The sequence below is a fragment of the Mesorhizobium sp. M0195 genome, from assembly GCF_040322115.1.
In the GTDB taxonomy this organism is placed as follows: Bacteria; Pseudomonadota; Alphaproteobacteria; order Rhizobiales; family Rhizobiaceae; genus Mesorhizobium.
This window is the reverse complement of sequence record NZ_JAMYSV010000018.1, coordinates 1-21,506: the sequence shown is the minus strand read 5'-3', so window position 1 is coordinate 21,506 and position 21,506 is coordinate 1. Positions and strand designations below refer to the sequence as shown.

The window sequence follows — 21,506 nt, the reverse complement described above, 5'->3', positions numbered from 1 at the left end:
TTTCCTGAGTCTCTAGATCGTTTGCCCGCCGTCGATCGTGAACTCCGACCCGGTGATGTATTCGCTGCCGGGCGACACCAGGAACGCCACGAGATGCGCGATCTCCTGCGGACTGGCCAACCGGTTGAGCGGCACCGTGGCGGTCATCGCAGCCAGGTTCTCGGCGGTGTTCTCGCCAAGCATCGGCGTGTCGACCAGGCCCGGATGCATCGCGTTGACCCGGATATTGCGGCCGGCAAGTTCGCGTGCCGCGACCTTGGTCATGCCGCGGATCGCCCATTTCGAGGTCGAATAGGCGAAGGCGCCGCTGAAGCCTCTCAACCCACCCGTCGAGCAGACGTTGACGATCGAGCCGCCTCGCGCCGGCATCAGCGCCGCGGCGGCGCGCATGCCGAGGAACGTGCCAAGCTGGTTGACGTCGGTGACGGCCTGGAAACCGGCGACGCTTTCTTCCAGGAACGGCACCGGATTGAAAATGGCGGCGTTGTTGACCAGCGCATCGATAGAGTCGAACCGCTTGGCAACCATATCCGAAATCCTCACCCAATCGGCCTCGCTTGCCACATCGAAGGCGGCCGACAGGATCTGGCCGGCACCGGTGGCCTGTTCGCTCATGCCGGTGAACGACCGGTCGAGCGCTATCACGGTCGCACCTGTCGACGCGAACAGCGTCGCGATCGCCGTGCCGATCCCGCCGGCGGCGCCGGTGACGATTGCCGTCTTCATCTGGCCAGCCTGTTGTCGCCGGCATCCGCTGGCAGGGACGGCGAACGCCCTTTTCGCCACTGCCGCACATAGTCCTGGCATGTCGTGAAGCCGGCGCGCTCATGCGAGGCGACATGGCGGATGAACTCCTCGAGCATGAGCAGCCTGTGGCCGCGACCCATGATCTGCGGATGCATGGTCACCACCATCACGCCGCTGCCGATGCGCTGGTAGAGGAAGTCGAACTCCCCCTTCCATATCTCCAGCACCGCCGACGGCGCGCGGCCGCCGGGAAGGTAACCCTTGTCGGTGGCCAGGAACTCGAATTGCGGAAAGTCATCGAGATGCCAGGCGACAGGCATTTCGACGAGGTCGACCGGCAGGCCGAAGCGGAATTCTTCCGATGTCGACCACGCATCGCCGATCCGGCACCAATAGGGCTCGTGGTCGTTGCCCATCATCGAGCTTTCATACTCGAAACCGAGTTCGAGCAGCAGTTCGACGGTGGACGGGCTGTTGTCCCAGGCCGGCGAGCGGTACCCGGATGGCCTGATACCGGCGACCTTATCCAGCGCCTCCAGGCCTCTCAGCAGGACGGTGCGCTCTTCCTCGCGTGTCAGCAGCACCGGGTTCTCATGAACCCAGCCATGATGGCCGATCTCGTGGCCGCCATCGCGAAAGGCGCGCACGACCGGCGGGAAGGCCAGCGCCGAATGGCCGGGCACGAAGAAGGTTGCCGGAATGCCGGCCTGCTCCAGCACCTTCAGGATGCGGCGCGCGCCGATCGGATCGAACTCGCCGCGCGAGAGCATGCTCGGTGACGTCGCCCGATGGCTGCCGATCCATGTCGAATAGCCATCGAAGTCGAACGTCAAGGCGACTTGAACGTCGGTGCTGGTCATGTCTGGGTTTCTTCCCGCCGTTGCGATGGGGGAGGCAGAGCCGCGATAGCCTGCCTCCCGGTTCGCGGGCGACTACTTGGAATGTGCTACGGTCGAGTCGATGGCCGCGTCGTAGGCAATGTCCCTGTCGATCAGCTTGGCCGCCATCGCCGCCTTGACGATGCCGGGATAGGTGTCGGACTTGAACACGCCGTTGAGCGCCGCCTGGCTTTCGCTGACCGAATAATACGACACGCCATCAAAAGCAGTCGCGAGGTCGGCGGGCTCGGCGCCGACGCCCTTGGCGATGATCGCCCGACCTTCCTCGGTGTGGGCGCGATAATATTCCAGCGCCTGGTCCCAGCTCTTCAGCATGGCCTGTACCTGGCCCGGCTTCTTCTTGAGTGTCTCTTCCGGAACGGCGAGCACGTCGCTGAATCAACCCCGGCGCCTCGCCGGCCTCGGCCAGCACCTTGATGTTCTTGTCGGCGGCAACCGCGGCCGAAATATACGGTTCATAGGTCACGGCCGCCGGAACGGTGCCTGAGATGATCGCGGTGCCGGCGCTTGCAGCCGGCATCGGCAGGACATTGACGTCGTCGATGGTCATGCCGTTTTTCTGCAGCACATAGTTCAGCAGCAGATCGCTGGTCGAGCCGCGCTCGAAGGCAACCTGTTTGCCTTTCAAATCGGCTACCGTCTTGATGTCGCTGTTGACGAGGATGGCATCGGCCTTGGTGCTGGCATCGAGCAACAGCACGCCCTTGATCGGAATGCCGGCCTGCACCTTGGCCAGCAACTGCTGGATGGATTCATTGTCGCCGTCGACCTGGCCGGCGGCAACCGCCGCGCCCATGTCCTTGTCTTCGACGAAATTGGTCAGTTCGACGCCTTCCAGGCCGTTGGCTTTGAAGAAGCCTTTTTCTTGGGCGATGTACCACATGCCGTAGCCGAGCCAGGGCGATATCGCGAGCTTGAACACGCCCGGTTCAACCGGCAGGTCTTGTGCTCTTGCCGGCTGTGCGGCGAACGGTATTGCGGTGGCGAGCGCCAACAGGGCGACCGCCCCGACGAAATGTTTTCTCAATCCCATGGTCTTGGTCCTTGTTCCCAAAGTGTGATGTTGAACTGTCGCTATGCCGTCAAAGCCGATTGGGCGGCGGGTTGGTTCCCGCTCTGTTGCTGTCGATCCGGGTTCGCCCGGCTCTTTGCCGACGCCAGATGCGTCAGCAAATTCTTGGTGATCCTGCCGACGTCGTTCATGGCGTCGCCGGTCGGCAAGGCTCCGCACCAGGCGACCGAACTCGCGCAAAAGATCAAACCGCCTGAAGGCAGATGGCGCAGTGTCATCTCCGCGCAGCGCCGCGATGCGCGTTCCTCCGCGCCGCCCTCGTACCAGCGCGTCGCGTCATGGACGAAGCTGTCCGGAAAGCCGGTTGCACGCGCAATGACGATCGTATCCGGCGACGTGCCGAGATGCGGGTCGGTGGCGTCGACTTCGTAGCCGGCCGCGCCTCCCAGCACGATGCCCTCATCGCCGAACGTCTCGTTGGCGACGCCGTCGAACAACCATGCGGCCGAAGCTTCATAGCTTTGCGATGTGCGGGTGAAAGGCCGCGCGCTGTCAAAACCCATCAGCGAGATGGCGACGCCGGTCAGCGAGAATTCGCCGCGTCCGCTGGCGCGGAGATGGCCGCCCGGCTGGTTGGTGATCGACAGCGATTGTTCGGCGATCGGCCCATCCCAGGTGCGGCCCGCTTCGAGCGGCGATCGACGCAGTTCCATCAGATCGTCCTGGAACGCCACCTTGCCGGCAAAACCATTGCCGCCGAGATAGGCGATGCTGCCGCCCGCCGCCGCGAACTGGCGCAGCGCATGCTCCATCTCGACCGACATGTATTCGGGATGGCTTCCGGTGATGACCGCCTGGTAGCCCTGCAAACCCACGACGCACCGCTCATGCAGGTCGCGGTCGGTGATGAGATCGAAGGCGATGCCGTTGTTATGGCAGAAGCGCAGAAAATGCAGGTCGACCGGCAGATTGTGCGGGCAGCCGCACAGCGGATAATTGTAGTCGTCGCGCAGCGTCGCCTTCGGCTTCCTATAGGAAGAGATCGACACGCCGCTGAGGTCGCTGTGATAGTCGTAGAGCGACTTCAGATTGTTATCGATGGCGAAGCGATGGCCGCGATCCTCGCACATCCATTCGTAGAGATGCGCCGGCAGGAATTCATCGGCGTAAGCGAGATAGGTGGCCGTCGGCACCAGGAACAGCAGCGGTGCCCGGCGTGTAGCCGACGTGACGAAGAAGACGATGCGCTCCGATCCACCGTCATGGCCGATTTCGAAGGCATAGACGCCGGCAGACGCCTCGGCCGGGACCTGCAAACGGTATGAGGCCGGCCACTGCAAAGCGCCCATATCGTCATCATGGCAATGCACCGCATCGTAATGCGACGGCACCAGCCGGGGGTCGAAGCTCGACCCATCCCAACGGCGTGAGGTCATGCAGAACGCCGGCTGGTTGACCGTTTCCAGCAAGAGGACGCCATCTCCGCCTGTCGAGGCGATCGGACCGCCCGGCAGCAACGTGGGGAAGGTCCAGGCGATGCGTCCGGTCGCGGTCTGCAGGGCGATTGCCGAGAACTTGGCGTTGAGCGACCTGACATCGTTTGCCGCGCTGGCGCCGAAGACCATCTCGCCGGACAGAGACCAGCGCAGATCGAATCGGCGATGCAGGCGAAACGGCGACAACAGGTCGTCGGAGCCGATCTTCAGGACTGTCCCGCTGCCATCGGACGAAATCTCAACCGCCAGCCAGGTGTTTGCCGGCAAGGCCTCGCCGATTTCCTGCGGCTTGCCGTCATGGCCCGATGTCAGCCGTCCGTCCTGCAGCCCAAGTCGCAAATTTCCGCACTCGAAGAGCACGCGGGCGCCGTCATTGCGGGTCAAATGCACTTCGAAGGCAACGCCGCTGATGTCGGTGGCCTTGGCCAGTTCAGACGCCGCGATCCTAGGGAAGGACCCATGATCGAAGTCGCGATGCGACGCGGCATTTCCGGTCGGTTCGACTGGCCACTCGACGACCTCGGCCGAGGGCGTGTCGAGCCGCACGATCCGCACATCCCGCACCGGCTGCGACGACGAGACATGAAGCGCGACAGGCGTACCAGTCGCTGTGTGCCAGGGCACCGTGTAGCCTGAAACGGCCATGGCGCCATGATCGACGGGACGTTTCATCGCGGCGAAAGTCCGCGCCGCGATCCCGGCCTGTGTGCGCTCTTGAATGGCAAACTGGACAATTCTCTCGTACCCCTTTCTTTTTTGATTTACACTACGGGCATCGTTTCTTGGGGGTATATACCCCCATCGGGGTATGATTGGTGACAAAGTCTGTTTTTGAAGGTCTCGCGCTGGCCGTCGACGCGATCGGCAAGCGCGAGTTCTATCCGGCTGTTACCGAGTATCTGCGGCGCTGCCTCAGCTACGACAATGTGATCGTCATCGTTTTCTCGGGCACCGCTGTCCCCAACGTGCTTTACAAGAAGATCTACGGCCCGGATGTGTTTCGCTATCTTGCCGAGCAATATCTGCCGGCGGCCTATCTGCTGGACCCGATCTATCATTTTCATCTGCGACGCGGCGCGCCGGGGCTTTATCGTCTTCTCGACGTGGCACCGGACCAGTTTCGCCGCAGCCGCTACTTTAAGTGGTATTACGGGCGGATCGGCATCACCGACGAAATCTCGGCCGTGCTGTCGATCGGGGAGAACGCGACCGTCACGATATCCATGGGCAAGGATGGTTCTTCCGGCCAGGCCTTCACGCAAAAGGCCGAGGACTGCCTGCGCTCGCATGAGCCAGCAATCATGTCGCTGCTGCGTGCCCATTGGGTTGCGTCCGAAGCCCCGCCTACGGTCGCTCCGCGTTCGATGTCAATCACCGACAGCCTGATTGCGGCAATGCGGAAGCACCACGATGTCCTGTTAAGCAAACGTCAGGCCGAAGTGGCGCTCCTCATTCTGCAGGGGCACTCCTCGCCATCGATCGGTTTAAACCTCGGCGTCAGCCCGCAAACAGTGAAGGTCTTCCGCAAGCAGCTTTACCGCAAATGCAGCCTTTCCTCGCAAGCAGAGCTGTTCGCGCTCATGATGCCGATCCTGGAGGGGGCGACCAGCCATGGCTCCGGCCGGCAAAACGAACGAGGCGGCTTGTAGAAACCGCGTCAGAGAAGTGCCGACCTCATGCCCACTTGCACTTTTCGTGATGACCTTCGCGATCTCCAGAGCATTCCGGTCGCGGCATTGAGTTTGCACCAATCATGATGGTTTTCGTGGCGGTGACACTGTCTTGCCTGGTGGATCCGTCATCCTGTTTCGGGAACGTCTGGTGAATTTTTTCGATAGCCGGCCACGCCTATTCAACGCCATTTCCCCGCTATCGAGCGGTGTCGTCTGACTGGGCGCAAAGCTTGGACGCGCATCTGCGCTCTTCGGTGGGAACAGACCGATAAGTGTGACGCCCGACTCTCGAGTGGAGCCGGGCGACCCTGTATCGCGCTAGATCAGACGCTTGATGTCGATGTAGTCGCCTTCGGTCTGGATGGTCAGCGTCACATCGCTGTCACCGCGGTTGCGCCAGAACCAGCCGTGGTTCCCGTCGAAGGCAGCTTCCATCACGCCTTCGCCGGAAGGAACGCTTCGGCCCTTTTCGTAGCTGACAGATTGTCCGCCTCCATCGCCATGGGCGTCGAAGTTGACGACGCCACCGTCCACGGTCCAGGCGAAATTTGCCTTGGCGCCTTGCCGCATCACAAGCTTGACCTCGATGCCCTGGCCCGGTGTCAGTGTGAAGGACATTTCATCTCGTCTTCCGGTGGTTTGGGCCGGCGCGGGGGCTTCGGCGACCTGCGGCGCAGTTGCTTCGATCGGCATGGCAGGAGCGATTTCTCCGACAGTCACATCGTCCGGCGCGGCAGGTTGCGATGCTGGCAACGCCGGTTGCTGGGCGGTCATGGCAACAAGTAGATTCTCGATCCTGTCCATGCGCGCCATCAACTCGGCTGGAGGGACCATTTGCGTCATCCGCTCGGCCGAAGCCTTCGCGCTGGCCATTTCGTCCGCTGCCGCCTCGGCTGCCAACTGTGTCTTGATTTCGCCCATTCTGGTGAGGCCGAGCAATCTGCCTGCTCCAGTCGGATCGATCGCATACTCGGACGGCATGATGACCGTGACGAGCAAGGCGAGCGCCGTCAGCGCGGCAATCATGGTGGAGCGCTTCAGCTGCGCTGACGTCGGCAAATCGGCGCGGCTGGGAAGGTCTGTGTTATACATGATTTCGGTTCCTTACGCTGCGACGAACAGGCCGGTGAGCTGATATCCGATCAGCAGGAACCCGGCCGTCATCATGATGACGTTTGCGGTATAGGCGTGGTGCCAGAAGCTTCGTGTCCGGCGCCAGTAGCCCATCACGATCAGGATGGCGCCGAGGGCCATCAACTGGCCGATCTCGACACCGACATTGAAGGCGAGCAGGTTCGGTACCAAGCCGTCAGGTGAGATGTTGTATTCGATGATCTTCGTCGACAGGCCAAAACCATGGAAGAAGCCGAAGACCAGCGTCGCGACCTTGGTGTTCGGCTGGAAGCCGAGCCATCTCTGGAAAGCGCCCATATTGTCGAGCGCCTTGTAGACCACAGACAGGCCGATGATCGCGTCGATGATGTAGCTGTTGATGCCGACGTTGAAATAGACGCCGAGCAGCATGGTCGTCGAGTGACCGAGCGCAAACAGGCTGACATAGATGCCTATATGCTTCATCCGGTAGAGGAAGAAGATCACGCCGAAAAGGAACAGGATGTGGTCGTATCCGGTCACCATGTGCTTGGCGCCGAGATAGATGAAGGGCAGCACGTTGATGCCCGAAATTTCCTGGATATAGCCCTTGTCGCCGGCGGCGACGGCATGGGCAAACCCTGCTCCGGTCAGCAGCGGAAGGGTCAGCAGAGCGATAAGCAGGGGCAGGGCGGGTCGCCAACGCGCGCGACGCGAGCGTGACCGGCCCCGGTCGAAGGGTCCTTGCATAAGATTTCCAATCTTCGTCGTTGAGGGTGGCCGCGTTAGCGGCCGCGATCATGCGGCGAGGAATGGTCTCGGCGGTCGCTCCAGCCGGAATGTCGTGTCCGGATCGACGAAAGTCGGCGGATAATTCAGCCAGCCCCGCTCGAGCTGTGGAATGGTCGGTGCGAAGTCGGCGGGCGTACTCGCCGTCTCGTGCGAGTGGTCTGCCGCATTGTGCCCGTGAAAATGGTCAGAGCTCTGCTCGCCCGAAACGCCATCATCGTGTGCGTGGCCATGATCTTTGATCTGCGCGGCGGCCGCAAGCGCGATCGGATCGTGCGAGGCCGAATAGCCGAAAGGACGCAGCATGCCGAACATCACCGCCAAGGCGATGACGAGACAAAAGGCTGTGCTGTGGATCCGATTCGGCATGAACGGCGATTATTCTCTAAAATCCTAAGGAATGGTTGTTGCATGCACCAGAATCGAGGCCTCTTTGAGACTTGCATATCCCCTCCAGGAGGATAGTATTGAGACATGAGCGAGCAACCTCACATCCATGAAACCCATCCCGATATCGTCAAGCGCCTGAAACGGGCTGGCGGACACCTCAAGGGCGTCATCGAAATGATCGAATCGGGCCGGCCCTGCCTCGACCTCGCCCAGCAGCTTCATGCTGTCGAGAAGGCCATCTCGCAAGCCAAGAAGACCCTGATCCAGGATCATCTCAACCATTGCCTTGAAGACGTCGTCGGGCCGCTGGCGCGCGAGCAGCGCCGTTCGATCGACGAGTTCAAAGATATCACCAAGTACCTGTGAGAAGCGACATTATGGACAAAGTTCGCGACTGGTTTGGGTTTGGCCCGATGACGCATGGCATGGGCGGCCACGGACATGATCACGGTGATGGCGGCCATGGCCACACCCATGGCGTCATCGATCCGACGATCGCCACGACGACGCGCGGCATCTGGGCGATCAAATGGTCATTCGTCGTTCTGGCCATCACGGCAGTGCTCCAGCTCGTGGTCGTGTTCCTCTCCGGCAGCGTGGCGCTGCTGGCTGATACGATCCACAATGTCGGCGACGCGGCCACCGCCATTCCGCTGTGGATCGCGTTCGTGCTGGCCCGCCGCAAACCGAGCAAGACGTTCACCTACGGGCTGGGCCGGGTCGAGGATCTGGCTGGGATCGTCATCGTTCTCATCATCCTCTTCAGTGCCATCGTTGCCGGCTACGAGGCGATCGACCGGTTGATCAATCCGAAGCCCATCACATTTCTTGGCTGGGTCGCCATCGCCGGCCTGATCGGTTTCATCGGCAACGAGGCGGTCGCCGTGTTCCGTATCCGCGTCGGCCGCGAGATCAACAGCGCGGCACTGGTCGCCGACGGTTATCATGCGCGCACCGACGGCTTTACCAGTCTGGCGGTTGTCCTGGGCGCCATTGGCGTATGGCTGGGCTTTCCGCTTGCGGACCCGATCGTCGGACTGTTGATCACGCTGGCGATCTTTGCCATCGTCTGGCAGTCGTCGAAAGCCGTGTTGACCCGCATGCTCGACGGCGTCGAGCCCGGCATCGTCGATGAAATCCATCATGCCGCCGAGCATGTATCCGGCATCGAGCGCGTCCAGAGCGTGCAGGCGCGATGGATCGGCCATCGTCTGCATGCCGATGTCGCCATCAGCGTTCCGGACATGGTGACGGCCAAGGACGTGCTGGGTGTAACCGAAGCCCTCAAAGAGGAGCTGTTCGCCCACTTGCCGGCGTTGGCGGAAGCCAATGTCCGCCTGGTGAGCCCGACCGGGCCGGCCGCCAAGGGCGCGGAAACCTCTCATGCTCACCATCATGCGCCGGAGCCCTTCAAGGTCGCCTGCGATCTGGCTGAAGGGACATTGGAAATCGTCGACACGCCGGCCGGCGAGCGGATGCGGCTGACTATCGATCGGCATGCCGATGATCTGACGGCGACGGTGTTCATCGACCGCCCCAACGGGCCGGAGACGCTCCGCCTCGAGCCTGTCGCTGACAACCATCATCGGCTTGAGAGCGTCGTCGCCCCTGCTGAGCCGCATGAGTTCCAGGCAAGGTTGATCCTGGCCGCGAAGGATCGCGAGCAGGTGCTGCCGTTCAAGATGGTCGAGCCGGAAGGCCACCACCACTGAGACAGGCGGGCTGCTCGCGTTACATTCCTGGCTCGACGAGCCGCCATCCGCTGCAAGAAGACAAAAATATGCTTCAGGTCCTGGCCAATCGCACCTACCGTCATCTCTTCCTGGCCCAGGTCATCGCCCTGATTGGCACTGGCCTTGCCACGGTGGCGCTCGGGCTGTTGGCGTTTGATCTCGCCGGCGCCGATGCCGGCGCGGTGCTCGGCACGGCGCTCGCCATCAAGATGATCGCCTATGTCGGTGTGGCGCCTGTCGCCGCCGCGTTCGCCGAGCGCCTGCCACGCCGTACGATGTTGGTTTCGCTCGACCTCATCAGGGCAGGGGTCGCCGTGTTCCTGCCATTCGTTACCGAAGTCTGGCAGATATATCTTCTCATCTTCATCCTGCAGTCGGCGTCAGCAGGCTTCACCCCGACCTTCCAGGCCTCAATCCCTGACGTGCTGCCCGAGGAAAAGGACTATACGCGGGCCTTGTCGCTGTCGCGATTGGCCTACGACCTGGAAAGCGTCGTCAGTCCCATGCTGGCGGCGGCGCTGCTTTCCGTGATCAGCTTTCACAGCCTGTTCGCCGGTACGGTTGTCGGCTTCCTGGCGTCAGCGGCGCTGGTCGTCTCCGTGGTGCTGCCCAGCCCGCAACCCTCGGAGCCGCGTGGCATCTATGAACGCACGACGCGTGGAATCCGCATCTATCTGGCGACGCCGCGATTGCGCGGCCTGCTGGCCCTTAACCTTGCCGTCGCTGCGGCAAGCGCCATGGTTATCGTCAACACGGTCGTCCTGGTCCAGGCGCAGTTCGGCCTTTCGCAAAGCGACACGGCGTTGGCGCTCGCCGCCTTCGGCGGTGGATCGATGATTGCAGCCCTTGCCCTGCCGCGGCTGCTCGAGAACGTCCCGGACAGGGTTGCGATGCTTTCGGGCGCTGCGATTCTGGTCGTGGGCGTGCTGGTGGGACCTCTCGCCGGCAGTTACTATCTGCTACTGGCGCTCTGGTTCGTGCTCGGGCTCGGCTATTCGCTGGCGCAGACGCCTTCGGGCAGATTGATCAGGCGTTCCGCCGATGCCGTCGATCGGCCCGCTCTGTTTGCCGCTCAATTCGCACTTTCGCATGCCTGCTGGTTGATTACCTATCCCATTGCCGGTCGCGTCGGTGCGGCAATGGGATTGCCTTTCACCTTCATTCTGCTCGGCATCATTGGCGCCGCTGCCCTGCTTGCCGCGGTCTGGCTCTGGCCGAAACACGATCCCGACGTGCTTGTGCATACGCATGTCGATCTGCCTGAGGACGACCGGCACATCGGCGACGCGGTATGGTCGGAAGCGGGCTATGAGCATTCGCATGGCTACGTCGTCGATGATCGGCATCCGAAATGGCCAAAAGCAAGTTGAGCGCTCAAAATGCCTGGCGAGCTCGCCATCTATGGCGGTCTATTTCTGACCGCGTTCGCGGCGGCGACCATCCTGCCGATGCAATCGGAAGCAGCCGTTGCGGGACTGCTTCTGACAGAAAGCTATGCTCCGGCTCTGCTCATCGCCTCCGCAAGCGCAGGCAATGTGCTCGGCTCGATCGTCAACTGGTGGCTCGGCCGGGGGATCGAGCGCTTTCGCGACCGCAAATGGTTCCCAGTAAAGCCCTCCGCGCTGATGCGCGCGACGCGATGGTACGGGCGCTATGGACGATGGTCGCTGCTGTTGAGCTGGCTGCCACTCGTCGGCGATCCGCTGACGATTGTCGCGGGCGCGCTGCGGGAGCCATTCTGGAGCTTCCTCGCAATCGTCACGATTGCGAAGGTTGGCCGCTACCTAGCGCTCGCGGCGGTGACACTGAGTTGGATGTAGCGGCTTGTGGCAACATATCTGTACCATCGCTTCTGACCTTGTTTTCGAGCCGACGCAGACCGAATAAGTATAGACATATCGCATATCCGAATTAGGATGATTCAAAATCAATCAAAAAATGGGGAACTGACATGATCACTCTCGACCGCCGCAATTTTCTCGCCTCCACCGCTGGCCTCGCCTTCGTCGCCGCCTTTCCACGCAGCGCCTTTTCCGAAACGCATGAAACGCTGAAGATTGCCATCGCCGCGGAAACCGGCGATCTCGACCTACTGCAGAATGTTTCAACGCTGAGCACCTACACCATCGTCTTCGATGCGCTGATCCACTACGGCCAGAACGGCGCGCTTGAACCGGGACTTGCCACCAAATGGGCCGTCGCCGACGATCAGCTTTCAATCGCCTTCGATCTGCGTGAGGGCGTGACCTTCAGCGACGGCACGCCGTTCGATTCCACCGCAGCCGAATGGAACCTCAAGCGCTGGATGGGGGTGAGTGACTTCTCCTGGATTGGCGTCTCCGATGCCTACGACAGCATCGTCACCGACGGGCCGAACAAACTGACGGTCAAGCTGAAGCGGCCGGTGCCGGCCGCATTGCTTGAACTCACCATCGTCCGCCCAGTTCGTTTCCTGTCGCCCAAGGCAGTCGACAAGGATGGCAAGCAGACAGCGCCGATCGGCACCGGTCCGTGGATCGTCGAAAAGTATGGTTCGAGTGGCACCAGCCTCGTTCGCAACGACAAATACTGGGGCGAGAAGCCGCTCTTCAGCCGCATGGAATTGAAAGTGGTTCCAGATGAGCTCGCTCGCGCCAATGGTCTGCGCTCAGGCGACCTCGATGTCATCGGTGGCGACTGGGTGGCGACGCTGTCGCCGCGCCGCGCCCGTGCGCTGGAAAGCGACGGCATGAAGGTCGTAGCCGAGCCGGGCACCGCGACGATGCTGCTCGGCTATTCGCCGAAATCGAAGATCATCGCCGACAAGGCCGTCCGTGACGCCGTTTATGCGTCGGTCGACCGGGCGGCGATCGCCAAGGTCCTGTTCGAAGGCTTTGCCGACCCGGCCGCCGATCTGTTCCCGGCGAACGTGCCTTCGTCGGGCAAACGGCATGACGTGCCGGTGCGCGACGTGGCGGCGGCCAAGAAAATCCTCGCGGATGGCGGCTGGGTCGACAGCGGCGGTGCCTGGACCAAGGCTGGCTCTCCTCTGACCATCGACTTTCTGGTTTCCGAAGAGTCTCTGCCGGGATCGCGGCGCATCGCCGAAATGATCCAGGGTCAATTGTCCGAGGTCGGTTTCCAGGTCCAGGTCTCCTCTGTGGACAATGCCACCATGCATGAACGGCGTCCGGCCTTCGACTATGACCTGGCCTTCTTCACCACCTATGGAGCGCCCTACGATCCGCACGGCACGCTGGGCAATGCTTTCGTCTCGACCGCCGACAGCGGTCCCGACGGCAAGATCTACGTCTCCGAAGCGCTCGACGGCGTGGTCAAGACGGCGCTCGAGGCGAGCGGCGCCGAACGCGACCTGAAGATGCAGGCCCTCTACGACTGGCTCTACGACAACACCGCCATCTGTCCGCTGGTCGTCAGCCAGCGACTGTGGGCCCACAATCCGCGCGCGGAGAATTTCTCGCTTCCGGCGACCGACTATGATCTGCCGTTCAAGGCGATAACGCTGAAGGCCTGAAGAGTTCGAGCCCAAGCGAGGCCTGACGATGAAAAGCACGATCCTGCGACGGATGCTGCTTGCCTGCCTTTTGATTCTGGCGGCATCCGCGCTGACATTCGCCCTGGTTGCGGCGGCTCCGGGCAATGTTGCGGCTCTGATTGCCGAGCGTGCGGCAGGCCCCGGCGCGGACGCCGAAATGATCACCAAGATCGGCAAGGAGCTCGGTCTCTACGACCCGCTGCCGATCCGCTATGGACGCTGGCTGGCCAGCGCGCTGGCCGGCGATTTCGGCATATCGCTGCGAACGGGAAAGCCGATCTCGTCGGAGTTTGCCGCCCGCATTCCGATGACGGCAGCTCTGCTTGCCGGCGGCGGCGTTCTCGCCTTCATCCTGTCGATCACGCTTGGCATCGCCGGCGCTGTCAGCAATGGCGGCGTGATAGACAGGTTCCTGCACGTATTTTCGCTGATCGGCGCATCGACCCCGAACTTCTTCGTGGCGGCGCTGCTGGTCATCGTGTTTTCGGTCACGCTGGGCTGGGTACCCACCTTCGGCACCGGCGGCCTCACCTCGTGGCTTCTGCCGTGGGTGACAGTCGCGTTGTTCCCGGCGTCCGTGCTGAGCCGCGTCGTTCGGGTCAACCTCCAGGAAGCGATGTCGCGGCCGTTTGCCACGACGGGCTTCGCCAAGGGCTACACCAGGACGCAGGTGCTGCTGCGCGAGGCGCTGCCCAACATCGCCATTCCGTTCCTGACGACATTCGGCGCCCAATTCACGCTGATGATCATCGGATCGATCGTCGTCGAGACGGTGTTTGCATTGCGTGGCGTCGGCGCCTTCTTCATCGAGGCGATACGCTTCCGCGACTTCATCGGCATGCAGTCGGTGCTGCTGCTGTTTGTCGTCTTCTTCGTCGTGGTCAATTTCATCGTCGACATGATTTGCATCGTTGCGGATCCGCGAATGCGCCGGGCGCGGGGAGCATGAGGCGATGAACATTTCCGCGATCAGGGACATCAAGGACTGGCCGTGGCTGGTGCTGCTTCCCGTCATCGGCTTTGTGCTGGTCGGCATCTTCGCGCCGGTAATCATGCCATATGACCCCAGCACGCAGGACTATTCGGCGACATTGGAGGGCGTGAGCGGGAGCCACTGGCTGGGCACCGACTATCTCGGCCGTGACGTCTTGAGCCGCATCGTCGGTGGCGCGCGCATTTCCCTGGTGGCGATGGTCATCGTGCTCGTCGCCGCTCTGGCGATCGGCGTGACGATTGGCTCCTTCGCTGGCTATGTCGGCGGCCGTGTCGAGCTTGTCCTGATCAGCATCATCGACATTGCGCTGGCGCTTCCGAGCTTGGTGATCGCGCTGGCGCTGATCGGCACTCTGGGCACCGGCTACTGGTCGATGATCACGGCGCTCACCTTGGCGTGGTGGGCGAACTATGCCCGCATGAGCCGCGCCGTCGTCACCGCCGAGCTGCAACAGCCCTATATCGAGGCGGCCCGCGTGATGGGCGCCGGCCATCTCTGGATTTTTGTCCGCCATATCCTGCCGCATGTGCTTGCTCTCGTCGTGGTCTACGCAAGCGCCGACGCCGGCGCGCTTGTGTTGGCCATCGCGACGCTCAGCTTTCTCGGACTTGGCGTCGCGCCGCCGACACCGGAATGGGGCCAGATGCTGGTCGACGGCATGAGCTATATCGAGGAGGTTCCGCGCCTCGTCGTGCTGCCCGGCCTGGCGCTGACGCTGGTCGTGGTCAGCTTCAATCTTCTGGGCGAAGCTTTCGCATTGCAAAAGGTTCCGCGGCCTGTTCGCGGCGCGACGTTGCGCAAACGGCGAAGGGCGCGCGCTCGCGAAGAAGCCGAGCGTAACGCCGTCGAAACGGGAACGACTTCAGCATGAGCGACGCTCAGCCGATCTATTCGATCGAAGATTTGGTCATCGACCTCTACGCTACCACCGTTTCGGTGCGGGCGGTGGACGGGGTGTCGTTCAACGTCCGTCCCGGAGAAACGGTCGCGGTCGTCGGCGAAAGCGGTTCGGGAAAGACCGTCATGACGCTCGGTCCGCTCGGCCTGCTGCCCGAGGGCGTGACCGTGGACATGAAAGGGTCAGCGCGAGCCGACGGAAGCGAACTGCTCAGCATCGGTTCCCGGCAATTGTCGGATCTTCGCGGACGCTATTTCGGCGTGATTTTCCAGGACCCGATGAGCGCGCTCAACCCGATGCTGAAGATCGGCCCGCAACTGGCGCGCCAGGCGCGCCGCTTCGCCGGCCTGTCGCGTGAGGCCGCGCGCAAGGAAGCGGTTTCGCTTCTGGCGCGCTCAGGCATTCCGGACCCCGAGGATCGCTACAACCGCTATCCTCACGAAATGTCGGGCGGCATGCTGCAGCGGGCGATGATCGCGCTGGCGCTGGCGGCCCGGCCGCGCGTGCTGATCGCAGACGAGCCTACGACGGCGCTGGACGCCACCGTCCAGGCGCAAATCCTGGAGCTCATCCGTCAGATCCAGCGCGAGGATGGCATCGCGGTCGTGTTGATCACGCACGATATCGGCGTGGTCGCTTCCGTCGCCGATCGCGTCATCGTGCTTTACGCCGGCCAGGTGGCAGAGGAGGGGACGGCGATGGATGTGCTGACCCGGCCGGTCCATCCCTATACGCGCGGACTGCTCGCATCGGTGCCGGATTTTCGCGCCGACGAGCGCGCGGCGACCCGCGAGATACCTGGCCTGCCACCAAACCAGATCCGGCTGGAACCGGGTTGTCGGTTTGCCGAGCGCTGCGAACTGGTCGAAGCCGGTTGCCGGCAGCACCGGCCGCCGCTGCAGACGATATCCGCGTCGACAAGCCCGCACCGCGTGGCTTGCCCGGTCGTGCTGAAACGAGAGGGGATCGCCGTCCATGTCTGATGCCGCGGCAATCGAGGTCAAGGGATTGAAGGTGCATTTCGCCAACCGTTCGGGCACTGGCGCGGTGCGGGCGGTCGACGGCATAGACCTGACGGTCGCGCGGGGCGCGTTCCACGGCATCGTCGGCGAGTCCGGCTGCGGCAAGACCACGCTGGCGCGCACCATCGTCGGTTTGCAGAAGGAGAGCGAAGGCACCGTCCTGATTGGGGGAAGGGATCGCGCCGAATGGCTGAAATCGGACAGGAAGTCGTTCAGCCGCGAAGTCCAGTTCGTCTTCCAGGACCCGTTGGGGTCGATGAGCCGCCGCCAGTCCGTCTACCAGACACTGGAGGAGCCGCTGCAGATCCATCGCTTCGGTTCATCAGTCGAGCGCCGGCGCCGCATTGCCGAGCTTCTGGATCTGGTTGCTCTGCCTGAGACGGTGCTCGACCGTTTGCCAAGGTCGCTCTCCGGCGGCCAGCGGCAGCGCGTTTCGATTGCGCGCGCGCTTGCGCTGAAACCGTCCATACTGGTCTGCGACGAACCGCTCAGTGCGCTCGACGTCTCGATCCGGGCGCAGATCGTCAACCTGTTCACGTCGCTGCAGAAGCAGCTTGGTCTGACCATTGTCATTGTCGCGCACGATCTGGCTATCGTGCGCGAGGTCTGCTCGGACGTGACGGTGATGTATCTCGGCCGCATCGCGGAGGCCGGCGTGACCCGCCCGCTGTTTCGCGAGCCGGCCCATCCCTACAGCCAGGCGCTGCTGTCGGCGGTTCCTTCGCCCGATCCCCGCATCGAAGCCGGGCGCCGCCGGATCATCCTCGCCGGCGATCCGCCGAGCCCAAGCGCGCCGCCTCCGGGGTGTCGATTCAACACGCGCTGTCCGGTGGCGATCGATGTCTGCGGGGTCGAGGAACCGATGCTGCGATCCGTGCCGCATGGCGGCGTTGCCTCTTGTCACCTGGCCGATAGCGGCCGCCGCCCGGTCATTTGAAAGATGGGTATTTCTGCGCCCCAATGCGTTTTCGAGAAGCTGACCTATCGAGCCATGAAGGGTCCAAAAGGTCCAATCTCAATATTAATAGCGACTGCCGGCTTGGTACAAACGGCAGCGATGGCGGTTTCAGGCGTAGCAACATGACGAGCCGATCGCGGGCTAGCTCTGCTGGATCTGCCACACGTTCGGCCAGTTCGAGCCCTTTTTGGCCTCCAGCTATTCTCCATCTGAACGCGGACGCCAGCCTGGACACCCAGTATGGGCCTCAAACGCTTTTGTTACCGCGATTGAAGCCGGAACGTCGTTTAAGTCGGGATTTTTCAACAAAAAGACGCGGTAAATGTCCGACAAATCGCGCATGCTAACCGCTGGCAGTGCGCAATGGGTCGCCGTGGCGTAGAGTTGGGACCAAACCGCTGCCAGGAATCCGACGCAAAACTCAGCGGATGGGTCATTGCACTTCGAGGCCACTACATCCGCGCCATAGATTAGACCGTCCGTGTGAGCCTTGGCCGGACTCGCGGCAACCAATGCCGACAATCCCAAAGCGACAATAACTGGTGCGCGCATATCCCACCTCCAGTCTGACACAGCATATGCAGGACAGCGGTTCGCATGCAAGCTTCACTAGGCGGAAAGTTTTCCCGCAACATACCTCCTGAGCAGGCAAGGCCGGCAGTCATCCGGGTTCGAGTTTGTTAGGGCAGCGCCACGGCTCGGTGAACGGGCTGCAACGTTGGGCTTAAGGCCGGGCACCTGACGAATTTATCGAGGTAAAGTACTTCGCGCGATGGCAGATCTCCGGAGCACGCACACGTCCACTTGACCAGTGTGCTTCACCAGCTTTCCAACCGCCAAGCGTGGCCAGACGATCAAAGCGGTAAACGACGTCTCAATCCACCTCAATCAAGGCGAGATCGTCGGCTTGGTGGGGGAGTCTGGCTGCGGCAAGTCCACGCTCGGTCGTTCGATCGTCGGCTTGGAAAAACCCCAATCCGGACCTGTCGTTTTTGATGGCGTCGACCTCGGCTCCTTGAGTGGTCGCCGTCTGCGGGAAGCGCGTCGGGCAGTTCAGTACGTGTTCCAGGACCCCTATGCGTCCCTGAATGATCGCCAGACTGTGGGCGAAGCCATTAACGAAGCCCTCATCATTGCAGGCTTGCGTTCGCAGACGGAACGCGAGGCGAGGATCACTGAACTCCTCAACCAGGTCGGTCTGGCGACAACGGTCCGGGGCAGATTCACCCGTGAGCTCTCAGGCGGCCAGAGGCAACGCATCGCGATAGCGCGCTCGCTGGCTGTAGAGCCGCGGGTTTTGATCTGCGACGAACCGGTCAGCGCGCTAGACTTGTCGATACGGGCGCAGGTCATGAACCTATTCCTCGACCTTAGAGGGAAGCTCGGCGTGTCCTGCCTCTTCATCGCGCTTGTCCGGCAGGCAGCGAGCCGCGTCTACGTGATGTACCTCGGCAAGGTGGGGGAAAGCGGTAGCTCGGAAGAGGTCTACCGGAATCCGAGCCATCCTTATACCCAACTCCTTCTCGCGTCTGTCCCCGAGGCTGATCCTGCCACCGAACGTCGGCGCAACCCTCCGTTGACCACGGGCGAAATCCCAAGTCCGACGAATCCGCCCTCCGGCTGTTTCTTCAGGACGCGGTGTCCCCTTTCAGTGGAAGCTTGTGCGGAGGCTGAGCCCGTGTCGCAAGAAGTAAGCTCAATGCACAAGGCGGCGTGCAGGTTCGCCGGAGACCTCTTCGCGAAACGCGTCTCGGCTGCATGATCAAAAGATGCAAGCCATCGCTTTCTGAATGCGCCTAAGCGAGACGTCACCCTGAGCCTGGACGGACGGGACCGACCATAACGCCCCTCAAAGACATTAGGCACCGCTAAAACATAAATTGTCCGGAGGCATGTAATCTGCTAGTGTTTGATCATCGACAAACGGCTCTGGAAAGCCGTGCGTCCGACATCATGCACAAGATCAACTCAAACCGGAGAACGGCCATGAAACGGCTTCTGACGGTCGCTGCCCTTTTGGCGGCAGGCAGTTTGGTTGCGATGCAAGGCGCAGCCGCCGACGACGCTGCGATGATCAAGAGCGCCGAATCTGCTGCACCCCCTGCCGTGGCAAGCGGCGCTGCGGTCTACGCCGCGGATGAGAAGGGTGCCATGCGCACCCTGCGCGAGGGCAAAAACGGCTTCTGGTGCATGCCGGACAGCCCGTCCACGCCCGGCCCGGACCCAATGTGCGGCGATGCCAACTCGATGGAATGGGCGATGGCATGGATGGAAAAGAAGGAACCGCCCAAGGGCAAGGTCGGCTTCATGTACATGCTGTCCGGCGGTACCGATGGCAGCAACACCGATCCCTATGCGACGAAGCCCGAGGAAGGCAACAATTGGATAGAAACCGGCCCGCATGTGATGATCGTCAACGCCATGGACATGATGCAGGGCTATCCGACGGACCCCAAGCCTGACACATCCAAGCCCTATGTGATGTGGGCGGGCACTCCCTACGCACATCTCATGATCCCGGTTAAATAGCTGAAATGGAGTCACGCGGGCGCCAACGCTTGTTTCGCCCGCGCTTGTCCTGATAATTACAGACGCTTGCGGCGTCCGTGACCTTCAATGGAGAGTCTCGGCGGTCGGTAGCGTGTTGGCCTGATCTCCCATCACTTTTCCGGCAAATGGAAAGTTTCGTGACAGCTCGAACAGTGGCGGCCCTGCAACACCAACAAATTCGTATACTCGTCAGAAAGTGCATTGTCTTTGATGACCGTCCGTCGCGGGAGGAGTTCGCGTTGAACCGGACTATCCGACTGATCGCCACACTTGCGCTGTGGAGCGTGCCATTATCCGGCCAGGCGCTTGCGCATGCTCGATTGGTCCAGGCTACTCCAGAGATCAATAGCACCATTGCCGCTCCGCCCACTGAGATTCGACTGCGCTTTAGCGAACCCATTGAGGCTCGATTCTCGGGCGTCGATCTGTCGGGGCCGGATGGTGCGAAGATCACCACGGAGATCGCGGTGCAGGATAAGGACATGGTGGCACCTGTATCAAGGTCCCTTGCGCCGGGTGTTTATCAAGTTGATTGGCACGTGCTGTCAGCAGACGGGCACAAGGTGAAGGGCAATTTCAAATTTGAAGTCAGACCGTAGAAATGGACGTTGATGGCACTCTGGCCTTCGCCCGGTGGGTCTACTTCCTCTCAGTGATGATTCTATTCGGGTCGGCACTCTTCCCTTTCTATGCGCTAGACAGAACCGCGGCTCCCGCGCTTGCGCCTCTACCCCGTAACCTCAATTCTGCCCTCGCACTTGCGGCCGCAATCTTCGCGGCAATTTGGCTGCTGTGTTTTACGGCCGGGCTCTCCGGACGCGAGAGTATGGTTGACACCTTGCGCGGCGTTCTCATGGAAAGCGACTTCGGAACTGTTTGGTTTGTTCGCCTTTCGCTCGTTCTCCTGCTCCTGGTGATCAGTTTCTCGGGGCGGCCCGAATTGATCGTCGGGCCGGCTTTCTTGCTACTGACCTGCGAGGGTTGGCAGGGCCACGCGGCGGCGTTGGGCCTTCTAGGCTCACTGACTCAAGCTCTCCATGTTGCAAGCGCCGGGGCGTGGATAGGTGGCCTCCTGCCCCTCGGCCTGCTTACCGCGGCAGCACAGCGGCATCCATCCGAAGTCGCAGGCGTGGAAACTGTCCTGTGGCGCTTCTCCCGCTTTGGTATGGTGGCGGTTGCGCTCATTTTGTTGACGGGCGCCATGAACACTTGGCTAGTGCTTGGCTCGTTCCCCGATCCGCGCAATAGCTACGGTCGAGTTCTCCTGTTCAAGATCAGCCTATTCGTCGCGATGGTCGGTTTGGCGGTCTACAATCGATATGCCCTGGTCAGCCGCATAAAGTCCGAACCGGCCAAAAGCTTGCGCACGTTGTCTCGCAACGTTGCGCTGGAGCAGATCGTCGGGTTTGGTGTGCTTCTGGATGTAAGCGCGCTGGCGCTTATGGATCCGTACGCGTGACGCGCGGACTGCGCAATTATCCGCTGGCAACGTTTCTGCAATTTGCGATCGACACTCACCTCTATCCGCCTGCGCACAGAGTGGCTGGCCAGTCTGGCTGCCGATCTCAACCAACGCAGTGTGGAGCGCGGATATATGCCTGCGACCTAGAGATGGCTCGCTCGAATTCGATTGGTAAGCGATGTTCCGACGGCACCTTTCGGGGATCGGCGTGAAGGACGATGTTCGGAGCCTTTGAGGGCTTCGACATATGACGATT

General features: G+C 61.8%; 22 protein-coding genes. 14 read left to right on the top strand and 8 right to left on the bottom strand.

Translation table 11 applies throughout. The features are described 5' to 3' along the window. Positions 1–12: 12 nt before the first annotated feature. The 5 genes from NKJ12_RS25620 to NKJ12_RS25600 all read right to left on the bottom strand — a co-directional run bounded on the left by NKJ12_RS25620 (position 13) and on the right by NKJ12_RS25600 (position 4,826). On the bottom strand, positions 13–726 hold the full coding sequence (locus NKJ12_RS25620; RefSeq protein ID WP_352705873.1) for an SDR family NAD(P)-dependent oxidoreductase: 714 nt from the start codon (positions 724–726) through the stop codon (positions 13–15). Next, positions 723–1,607 carry a polysaccharide deacetylase family protein gene (locus NKJ12_RS25615; protein WP_352705871.1) on the bottom strand — a complete coding sequence of 295 codons (885 nt, stop codon included), beginning with the start codon at positions 1,605–1,607 and terminating at the stop codon, positions 723–725. Before NKJ12_RS25615 ends, NKJ12_RS25620 begins: the two co-directional genes overlap by 4 nt. 72 nt (positions 1,608–1,679) lie before the next feature. Further along, positions 1,680–1,841: a hypothetical protein gene (locus NKJ12_RS25610; RefSeq protein WP_352705870.1), complete on the bottom strand. Its 162-nt coding sequence runs from the start codon at positions 1,839–1,841 to the stop codon at positions 1,680–1,682. 4 nt (positions 1,842–1,845) lie between these two features. Further along, entirely contained in the window at positions 1,846–2,679 is an 834-nt protein-coding gene (locus NKJ12_RS25605; protein WP_352705868.1) for an ABC transporter substrate-binding protein, read from the bottom strand. A gap of 41 nt (positions 2,680–2,720) precedes the next feature. After that, positions 2,721–4,826, bottom strand: coding sequence for a N,N-dimethylformamidase beta subunit family domain-containing protein (locus NKJ12_RS25600; protein WP_352705866.1), 2,106 nt, complete (start codon positions 4,824–4,826; stop codon positions 2,721–2,723). Positions 4,827–5,080: 254 nt separating this feature from the next. Here NKJ12_RS25600 and NKJ12_RS25595 point away from each other — a divergent pair, with 254 nt between their 5' ends. Then, complete coding sequence (locus NKJ12_RS25595) at positions 5,081–5,803, top strand: helix-turn-helix transcriptional regulator (RefSeq protein WP_352705864.1); 723 nt, start codon at positions 5,081–5,083, stop codon at positions 5,801–5,803. A gap of 342 nt (positions 5,804–6,145) precedes the next feature. Here NKJ12_RS25595 and NKJ12_RS25590 read toward each other — a convergent pair whose 3' ends face one another. The 3 genes from NKJ12_RS25590 to NKJ12_RS25580 are packed head-to-tail and all read right to left on the bottom strand — an operon-like array spanning position 6,146 to position 8,077. Continuing rightward, positions 6,146–6,919, bottom strand: a complete 774-nt coding sequence (locus tag NKJ12_RS25590; protein ID WP_352705862.1) for a hypothetical protein — start codon at positions 6,917–6,919, stop codon at positions 6,146–6,148. A 12-nt stretch (positions 6,920–6,931) separates the two neighbouring features. Continuing rightward, positions 6,932–7,669: a HupE/UreJ family protein gene (locus tag NKJ12_RS25585; RefSeq protein ID WP_352705860.1), complete on the bottom strand. Its 738-nt coding sequence runs from the start codon at positions 7,667–7,669 to the stop codon at positions 6,932–6,934. A 48-nt stretch (positions 7,670–7,717) separates the two neighbouring features. Further along, positions 7,718–8,077, bottom strand: coding sequence for a hypothetical protein (locus tag NKJ12_RS25580; protein WP_352705858.1), 360 nt, complete (start codon positions 8,075–8,077; stop codon positions 7,718–7,720). Positions 8,078–8,182: 105 nt separating this feature from the next. Here NKJ12_RS25580 and NKJ12_RS25575 point away from each other — a divergent pair, with 105 nt between their 5' ends. The 13 genes from NKJ12_RS25575 to copD all read left to right on the top strand — a co-directional run bounded on the left by NKJ12_RS25575 (position 8,183) and on the right by copD (position 21,247). After that, a complete protein-coding gene (locus tag NKJ12_RS25575) occupies positions 8,183–8,464 on the top strand; it encodes a metal-sensing transcriptional repressor (RefSeq protein WP_352705856.1) in 282 nt (93 codons plus the stop codon). An 11-nt stretch (positions 8,465–8,475) separates the two neighbouring features. Then, positions 8,476–9,810 carry a cation diffusion facilitator family transporter gene (locus NKJ12_RS25570; RefSeq protein ID WP_502905737.1) on the top strand — a complete coding sequence of 445 codons (1,335 nt, stop codon included), beginning with the start codon at positions 8,476–8,478 and terminating at the stop codon, positions 9,808–9,810. A gap of 68 nt (positions 9,811–9,878) precedes the next feature. After that, entirely contained in the window at positions 9,879–11,201 is a 1,323-nt protein-coding gene (locus NKJ12_RS25565) for an MFS transporter (protein WP_352705853.1), read from the top strand. A 9-nt stretch (positions 11,202–11,210) separates the two neighbouring features. Next, positions 11,211–11,651, top strand: coding sequence for a YqaA family protein (locus tag NKJ12_RS25560; protein WP_352705850.1), 441 nt, complete (start codon positions 11,211–11,213; stop codon positions 11,649–11,651). A gap of 131 nt (positions 11,652–11,782) precedes the next feature. Next, complete coding sequence (locus tag NKJ12_RS25555) at positions 11,783–13,345, top strand: ABC transporter substrate-binding protein (RefSeq protein WP_352705848.1); 1,563 nt, start codon at positions 11,783–11,785, stop codon at positions 13,343–13,345. Positions 13,346–13,373: 28 nt separating this feature from the next. After that, positions 13,374–14,315, top strand: coding sequence for an ABC transporter permease (locus NKJ12_RS25550; RefSeq protein WP_352705846.1), 942 nt, complete (start codon positions 13,374–13,376; stop codon positions 14,313–14,315). A gap of 4 nt (positions 14,316–14,319) precedes the next feature. After that, on the top strand, positions 14,320–15,231 hold the full coding sequence (locus NKJ12_RS25545; protein WP_352705844.1) for an ABC transporter permease: 912 nt from the start codon (positions 14,320–14,322) through the stop codon (positions 15,229–15,231). Continuing rightward, positions 15,228–16,241, top strand: coding sequence for an ABC transporter ATP-binding protein (locus tag NKJ12_RS25540; protein WP_352705842.1), 1,014 nt, complete (start codon positions 15,228–15,230; stop codon positions 16,239–16,241). Before NKJ12_RS25545 ends, NKJ12_RS25540 begins: the two co-directional genes overlap by 4 nt. After that, complete coding sequence (locus NKJ12_RS25535) at positions 16,234–17,217, top strand: oligopeptide/dipeptide ABC transporter ATP-binding protein (RefSeq protein ID WP_352705840.1); 984 nt, start codon at positions 16,234–16,236, stop codon at positions 17,215–17,217. Before NKJ12_RS25540 ends, NKJ12_RS25535 begins: the two co-directional genes overlap by 8 nt. An 832-nt stretch (positions 17,218–18,049) precedes the next feature. Continuing rightward, positions 18,050–19,000 (top strand): ABC transporter ATP-binding protein, encoded by a 951-nt coding sequence (locus NKJ12_RS25530; protein ID WP_352705838.1) that lies wholly within the window; start codon positions 18,050–18,052, stop codon positions 18,998–19,000. 224 nt (positions 19,001–19,224) lie between these two features. Next, the gene (locus NKJ12_RS25525) at positions 19,225–19,767 is read left to right on the top strand and encodes a hypothetical protein (RefSeq protein WP_352705835.1); all 543 of its coding nucleotides are present in this window, start codon (positions 19,225–19,227) and stop codon (positions 19,765–19,767) included. Between the two features lie 158 nt (positions 19,768–19,925). Continuing rightward, entirely contained in the window at positions 19,926–20,387 is a 462-nt protein-coding gene (gene copC / locus NKJ12_RS25520) for a copper homeostasis periplasmic binding protein CopC (RefSeq protein WP_352705833.1), read from the top strand. A gap of 2 nt (positions 20,388–20,389) precedes the next feature. After that, positions 20,390–21,247 carry a copper homeostasis membrane protein CopD gene (gene copD, locus NKJ12_RS25515; protein WP_352705830.1) on the top strand — a complete coding sequence of 286 codons (858 nt, stop codon included), beginning with the start codon at positions 20,390–20,392 and terminating at the stop codon, positions 21,245–21,247. Positions 21,248–21,506: the final 259 nt, after the last annotated feature.

Coding starts and splice junctions, on each gene's coding strand:
- NKJ12_RS25575 (WP_352705856.1), top strand. CDS start 8,183: ATGAGCGAGCAACCTCACATCCATGAAACCCATCCCGATATCGTCAAG.
- NKJ12_RS25580 (WP_352705858.1), bottom strand. CDS start 8,077: ATGCCGAATCGGATCCACAGCACAGCCTTTTGTCTCGTCATCGCCTTG.
- NKJ12_RS25600 (WP_352705866.1), bottom strand. CDS start 4,826: ATGAAACGTCCCGTCGATCATGGCGCCATGGCCGTTTCAGGCTACACG.
- NKJ12_RS25545 (WP_352705844.1), top strand. CDS start 14,320: ATGAACATTTCCGCGATCAGGGACATCAAGGACTGGCCGTGGCTGGTG.
- NKJ12_RS25605 (WP_352705868.1), bottom strand. CDS start 2,679: ATGGGATTGAGAAAACATTTCGTCGGGGCGGTCGCCCTGTTGGCGCTC.
- NKJ12_RS25525 (WP_352705835.1), top strand. CDS start 19,225: ATGAAACGGCTTCTGACGGTCGCTGCCCTTTTGGCGGCAGGCAGTTTG.
- NKJ12_RS25550 (WP_352705846.1), top strand. CDS start 13,374: ATGAAAAGCACGATCCTGCGACGGATGCTGCTTGCCTGCCTTTTGATT.
- NKJ12_RS25565 (WP_352705853.1), top strand. CDS start 9,879: ATGCTTCAGGTCCTGGCCAATCGCACCTACCGTCATCTCTTCCTGGCC.
- NKJ12_RS25590 (WP_352705862.1), bottom strand. CDS start 6,919: ATGTATAACACAGACCTTCCCAGCCGCGCCGATTTGCCGACGTCAGCG.
- NKJ12_RS25535 (WP_352705840.1), top strand. CDS start 16,234: ATGTCTGATGCCGCGGCAATCGAGGTCAAGGGATTGAAGGTGCATTTC.
- NKJ12_RS25585 (WP_352705860.1), bottom strand. CDS start 7,669: ATGCAAGGACCCTTCGACCGGGGCCGGTCACGCTCGCGTCGCGCGCGT.
- NKJ12_RS25555 (WP_352705848.1), top strand. CDS start 11,783: ATGATCACTCTCGACCGCCGCAATTTTCTCGCCTCCACCGCTGGCCTC.
- NKJ12_RS25560 (WP_352705850.1), top strand. CDS start 11,211: ATGCCTGGCGAGCTCGCCATCTATGGCGGTCTATTTCTGACCGCGTTC.
- NKJ12_RS25615 (WP_352705871.1), bottom strand. CDS start 1,607: ATGACCAGCACCGACGTTCAAGTCGCCTTGACGTTCGACTTCGATGGC.
- NKJ12_RS25620 (WP_352705873.1), bottom strand. CDS start 726: ATGAAGACGGCAATCGTCACCGGCGCCGCCGGCGGGATCGGCACGGCG.
- NKJ12_RS25570 (WP_502905737.1), top strand. CDS start 8,476: ATGGACAAAGTTCGCGACTGGTTTGGGTTTGGCCCGATGACGCATGGC.
- NKJ12_RS25540 (WP_352705842.1), top strand. CDS start 15,228: ATGAGCGACGCTCAGCCGATCTATTCGATCGAAGATTTGGTCATCGAC.
- copD (WP_352705830.1), top strand. CDS start 20,390: ATGGACGTTGATGGCACTCTGGCCTTCGCCCGGTGGGTCTACTTCCTC.